General features: G+C 66.0%; 5 protein-coding genes and 1 pseudogene. 3 read left to right on the forward strand and 3 right to left on the reverse strand.

All coding sequences use genetic code 11. The annotated features are described in order from the left end of the window. Nucleotides 1-205 precede the first annotated feature (205 nt). A complete protein-coding gene (locus tag NA4_RS37045; RefSeq protein ID WP_067480679.1) occupies nucleotides 206-970 on the reverse strand; it encodes a class I SAM-dependent methyltransferase in 765 nt (254 codons plus the stop codon). 245 nt (nucleotides 971-1,215) lie between these two features. On the opposite strand from NA4_RS37045, the pseudogene NA4_RS37050 reads away from it, so the two are divergent. Then, nucleotides 1,216-2,408, forward strand: a pseudogene (locus NA4_RS37050) (IS110 family RNA-guided transposase). On the opposite strand, the gene NA4_RS43095 reads toward NA4_RS37050, so the two are convergent. Both NA4_RS43095 and NA4_RS43100 read right to left on the reverse strand, forming a co-directional pair. Next, nucleotides 2,409-2,831, reverse strand: a complete 423-nt coding sequence (locus NA4_RS43095) for a DUF2332 family protein (protein ID WP_373862876.1) — start codon at nucleotides 2,829-2,831, stop codon at nucleotides 2,409-2,411. A 29-nt stretch (nucleotides 2,832-2,860) separates the two neighbouring features. Beyond that, nucleotides 2,861-3,397, reverse strand: coding sequence for a DUF2332 family protein (locus NA4_RS43100; RefSeq protein WP_245671774.1), 537 nt, complete (start codon nucleotides 3,395-3,397; stop codon nucleotides 2,861-2,863). Nucleotides 3,398-3,592: 195 nt separating this feature from the next. On the opposite strand from NA4_RS43100, the gene NA4_RS37060 reads away from it, so the two are divergent. Together NA4_RS37060 and NA4_RS37065 are read left to right on the forward strand one after the other, a co-directional pair. Beyond that, on the forward strand, nucleotides 3,593-4,195 hold the full coding sequence (locus NA4_RS37060) for a TetR/AcrR family transcriptional regulator (protein WP_067480682.1): 603 nt from the start codon (nucleotides 3,593-3,595) through the stop codon (nucleotides 4,193-4,195). Between the two features lie 184 nt (nucleotides 4,196-4,379). Next, the gene (locus NA4_RS37065; protein WP_245671775.1) at nucleotides 4,380-5,201 is read left to right on the forward strand and encodes a recombinase family protein; all 822 of its coding nucleotides are present in this window, start codon (nucleotides 4,380-4,382) and stop codon (nucleotides 5,199-5,201) included. Nucleotides 5,202-5,518 lie beyond the last annotated feature (317 nt).

A 5,518-nucleotide genomic window follows, 5' to 3' on the forward strand; every position in this document is an offset into this window, starting at 1 on the left:
TACTAGACCTCACCCCCGAACGAGTCGCGCGGTAGCCCGGCTGTTGTTGGTCGGTGCGCCGAGTCACGGACCGTGCGGGATAGCTGTACGAGAGGCAGGACCCGAATCGCCGAAAAGGCGCGGGTTTGTCGTCGGTGCTGCGCTCGCAGCGGTGTCGGCCGTCGCAGCCATTGGCCCTGGACCGGCTTTGGTGCCGAGCGTGCCGTCAGGAAGTGGCTGCGCGTGCGGCGGTCGTGGCCAGGGTGGTGTAATCCATCGTGAAGGATCCGCCCAGAGAGTCGATGGCGTTGCCGACCGCGTCCAGTATTTCGGCCAGCTGATCAGGACGGAGTCGGGTGAGGCCGCCTGTCGTGGGGAGCAGCTCCAGCCATTGGTCGCGCGTATAGGACTGCTGCCAGTCGAATCGCCACTGTTCGGGGTCTCCGAATTGTTCGGTCTCGCGGATCTGGTCGGCGATTTTCGCGTATCCCGCTTGGTAGAGCTCAAGGGGACGTCGAGCCGGTTGACCGTTGAGCGGGGAGTCCGGCGCCACCCGCCGGAAGGCGGCGGCGAACGGTTCTGCCACCTCGGTGAGTGGCTCGTATGCGTGTCCGAAGATCGCCAGCCGTCCCCCTGGACGCAGCACGCCGGCCGCCTTCGCGACGCCGGCAACCGGGTCCACCCGATGCCACGACTGCGCGGCGATGACCGCATCGAACATCCGTTCGCCCGGCTGCCATGTCTCGAAGGTAGCGACCCCGACCTGCAGACCGCGGGCTCGTGCGAAATCAGCCATCCGCGCATCGGGTTCGACGCCGAGCACCGCGCACCCTGCCGCCTGGAACTGACGGGCCGCGATGCCAGTACCGCAGCCGACGTCGAGCACGTCCGTACCAGGGGTCTCGGCGAGGATCCGCGCCACCAATGCGTCGGGGTAGCCGGGTCGGGCCTGGTCGTAGCGCTGTGCGTCCACGCCGAACGAAGTGGCCATCCGCTGGGACTCCCCCCGTTACCTTCTTCGTGGTCCTGAACCAGGGCCACGGTCGCCAGGCCCGGTATGACTTCTTGCCCCTGTCTTTCGCATGATCCGGGGGGGTGGTGTCGCCGGGTTCCTGGTGGCGTCGACGGACCGCTGATAGGGACAGGGCCGATCGCAGGTCTCTTCGTAACGTGGGTGCCAGGCGTTGACGCCGGATCGGCGACCATCCGGGCTCGACACGACGAAAGAAATGCGAAGTGACACAGGCCTATGCCGTGTTCTGCGGCATCGACGTTGGCAAGGGCGAACACCACGCGGTCGGACTCGACGCCACCGGTAAACGGTTGCACGACAAGGCATTACCGAACGACGAAGCCAAGTTACGGGCAGTATTCGATCGACTCGCCACCCACGGCCCGCTACTGATCGTGGTCGATCAACCCAACACCATCGGCGCTCTGCCGGTCACCGTCGCACGCGCCTGCGGCCACGCCGTGGCCTACCTGCCCGGCCTGGCGATGCGGCGCATCGCCGATCTTTACCCTGGTCAGGCCAAGACCGACGCCCGCGACGCGTTCATCATCGCCGACGCGGCCCGCGCCATGCCGCATGCTCTGCGCCGGGTCGATGTCGGCGACGAAGCCCTCACCGAGCTCGGTGTCCTGGTCGGCTTCGACGATGACCTGGCCGGAGAGGCCACCCGTACCATCAACCGCATCCGCGGCCTGCTCACCAGCATCCATCCCGCCCTCGAATGCGTCCTGGGCCCACGCGCCGCCCACCCGGCGGTGCTCGAGATCCTGTCCCGCTGCGGCGGCCCTCTCGGCATCCAGGCCGCCGGGCGCCGCAAGCTGATCGCCATCGCGGTCAAGCACGCGCCGCGCATGGGCGCGCGCCTGGTCGATGAGATCCTGGCCGCGCTGCCACAGCAGACTGTCACCGTTCCCGGCGCGAAGTCCGCCGAGATCGTGCTGCCCAAACTGGCGGACTCACTGAAAACTGTTCTGCTGCAAAGGCAAATGATCGCCGCTGACATCGAGAGGATGCTCGATGACCACCCTCTTGCCAAGGGCCTGACCTCGATGCCCGGCGTCGGAGTCAGGACCGGCGCCCGCATCCTGCTCGAAGTCGGTGACGGCTCCGGCTTCGCCTCCGCCGGCCACCTCGCCGCCTACGCCGGGATCGCCCCTGTCACCCATCGCTCCGGCAGCTCCATCAAAGGCGAACACCCCGCCAGATCCGGCAACCACAAACTCAAACGAGCATTCTTCTTGTCCGCCTTCGCCGCCCTGCACGACCCAGCCAGCCGCACCTACTACGACCGGAATGCGCCGAGGGCAAGAAACACAACGCCGCACTCATCTGCCTGGCCCGACGCCGCTGCGACGTCCTCTACGCAATGCTCAAGCACAAGACTCCATATCGACCACCACACGATGCCGCCGCATGATCACCGAATCGGACTGCGGCGGAACCAATCAAGCGTCTGACCATGAGCACCGGCATATCCCAGCGGGACCCCGTCCAACGCCACAACGAACCGTCCAGGAGTGTCCTTCGCCGGCATCGGGAGCTGATCGGCCACCGACCCGATGACCCCGCAACCTTCGTTGGACAGCCAACGACAGGGCAGGCCCCGGATCGTCCGCTCGAAGCGGACTCGCTCCTCGACGCTCAGATAGGCCAACACAGCGCTGTGAAACACCACAACCGTTGCCTCCTCCGGCGCAGCGTCGACCAGCTCGGCCACCGTCTCGTTCAGATCGCCGGAAAACACATCCGCCGGTCTGGCCCGAGCAATCGCCACTGCTCCACGCAACCGTCGCAGCCGCTCGGGCTGTCCAGGCCACACCAGGCACTCGAGCCACCGCATCTCCTCGGAATCGCTCACATCCAGTGGGTTCAGATCGACACCCGCGCCCGCCACACAACCTCGGGCAACCGATCCGGGATCGGCGGCTCCCCCGAGGTCACACACTGCAACATCACACCGGACGCCCCACCATCAGGGTGCAGATCGATGCGATCGTCGTAGCGATAGCTGAACAGATCCGGATACAGACACAGCCCCGCGGACGCACCTACCTCGATCAACGCCAAAGGACCAGCAAGCTGCGCCAACGCCGGCAGCAGCACCGCGGCCCTGCCGACTTCGTTGGTTTGCGTCCTTCGCGTCATCACCACCCGCGCAAGGGCATCCCAATGCTGAACCACCCAGGCTTTGAACTCGGGAAACGATGCCTCGGCGACCCCTAGATAACGTGCCGCCGTGAACACCAGATTCGGCTGCCTCTTCCCCTCCGGAAGCCGATCGATCAGCGACAACAGCCGCCGATCGGACGCAACCCCCAACGCCCACAACTCATAACACGACGAACTGCCCCGAGCCTCGAACTCGGCGAAACGTCGATACCGGCCAGCCGTCGTCTCCCGATCCACACCACCCTTCTATCCGAACAATCACTCGCTGACCAGCCAACGATCCGGGTTGACGAAAACCATAGGGACACCCCCCCGAGGCGCTGGGGACGGTTCGGGTTGCTCCCGCGGTATTATGGGCATGCACCCACCTTGGTGGGCGTGTGCCCACTATGCAATGGGTGTCGGTGAATCGACGCACGAAAGGATCTGCGAGTGCCGACTGGAGTGCACCTTCGCGACGCGCGGCAGCAACTGTTCGACGCCGCTGAGCGCGTGCTGCTGCGCGTCGGGCCGAACGGGCTGACCAGCCGGGCCGTCACCGACGAGGCGGGCTGCGCCAAAGGCGTTCTGCACCGGCACTTCACCGACTTCGACGCCTTTCTCACCGACCTCGTGCTCGACCGGGCCACGCAGCTCGAGGCACAGGGGACTGCGCTGCGCGCGTCCGCCGGCACCGGCACGGTGGCCGCCAATCTGACCAGCGCCCTGACCAACCTGTTCGGACCGGTTCCGATGGCGATCATCCCGCTCATCAGCTTCCGTGACGAGCTGCGCACACGACTTCGACAAGCCAGGCCCGGCGGCGGCATGGCGATCCTCGCCGAGGCGACGACCGCGATCTCCACTTATCTGACCGACGAGCGGGAACTGGGCCGCATCGCAACCGACGCGGACATCGACTCGCTCACCCTCTCCCTCGTCGGTGGCGGGCACCTGTTGTTCACGGACAGCGACCCTGGTCCCCCGGTTATCTCGGCAGTCGAGAGGTTTGTGGCGGCGGTCATCTCCGATGCTGTGCAACGACAACCGGCCTGAGCCCTGCCAGCGTCGAGAAACCGCTGCCAATAACACCACCGCTTGAACCTCATCTAGTGTTCCGTAAGACGACCGCCCACCGGGACCCCCGAGCTGGCGCGCATCGGCCCTGGTCGCGCCTATTCCGTATAGGTGTTCCGCGAACTGTCCCGATGAACCTCCGCTATCCGAAACAATCCGGAGCATGGGTGAGCCATTCCGTGTGGGGTACTGCCGCTGTTCCACCGACGAGCAGGACGTCGAGATCCAGATCGAGCAGCTACTCACGCTCGCGGTGCCGCGCGAGCGGATCTTCGTCGACAAGGGATTCTCCGGCACCACCAGTAAAAACCGCACCGGCCTGGACAACGCGCTGACCGCGGTCACCTCGGCGGCAGCCGCGGTCACCGGACGTCAGGCCGTGTTGACCGCGACCAAGTTCGACCGGTTCGCCCGCGACATGGCCGAGGCCAGCCAGATCCTGACCAGCCTGCGCGAGCGCGGCGTACTGTTCTGGCTCGGCAGCGCGGTCTACGACTGGGACGACCCGTTCGGCAGGTTGTTCCTGCAGACCTTGGCGATGGTCGCCGAGTTCGAAGCCAACCTGGGGCATCTTCGTACCCGCGAAGGCATGGCCAAGGCCCGCGCCAGGCAAGCAGCCGAAACTTCCTCTTGCAGTGCGCAATACGATCCACCGCCGCTACCACGACCCCGACGACGATGCGAGCCTGGCCGACCTCGCCGGGGAGTACAGCGTCGGCCGCTCCACCATCCACCGCATCATCAGCGGGGACACACCACGTGTCTGATCAAGATCGCGGCCACATCACGGCGACACACCACTGCCTACCGATACTTCACCTCCAACCCGCCTGTACGCGAAGCTACTTTGCGGCTTGGGCCAGCTTCAGGATTCCGGGGCCGACACACACGAGAATCTGCTACTCCAAGTGGCTGCGGCGTGAGGTCGCCCGCGCGCGGCCAGCCAGGCCAGCAGCGGCGGTGGCGGGTGAGGACCCGACAATGATGGCAGTCAACCCCCTTCAGGCCGATTAGCGTGTGGAGCTGGGTGTTGGACAGGGCGAACGAGCACCGCCGACCCCACGAGCGTAGCCCGGCTCGCCAAAAAGAGCCCGCCGGTGAAGAGCATCGTGCGTTCTTCACCGGCGGAACTGGTATTCCTACTCCACCACGACGATCGTGATCTCGTCGTCGGCCGCGTCCGTCGGCTCGCTCGGTGTGACGAACCAGTGGGTGACCTCGGCTTCGGTGAGGTCGGCTGCCAGGTCGCCGGTCGGGAGGACCGAGAGGGCGTCCGCTGTGGCGGAGGCCAGGAACTCCAGC

It is taken from the genome of Nocardia amamiensis NBRC 102102 (assembly GCF_001612745.1).
Classification (GTDB): domain Bacteria; phylum Actinomycetota; class Actinomycetes; order Mycobacteriales; family Mycobacteriaceae; genus Nocardia; species Nocardia amamiensis.

What these genes read in the sequence shown, in the direction of transcription:
- NA4_RS43095 (WP_373862876.1), bottom strand. Translation starts at nt 2,831, where the DNA reads ATGCGGTGGCTCGAGTGCCTGGTGTGGCCTGGACAGCCCGAGCGGCTG.
- NA4_RS37045 (WP_067480679.1), bottom strand. Translation starts at nt 970, where the DNA reads ATGGCCACTTCGTTCGGCGTGGACGCACAGCGCTACGACCAGGCCCGA.
- NA4_RS37065 (WP_245671775.1), top strand. Translation starts at nt 4,380, where the DNA reads ATGGGTGAGCCATTCCGTGTGGGGTACTGCCGCTGTTCCACCGACGAG.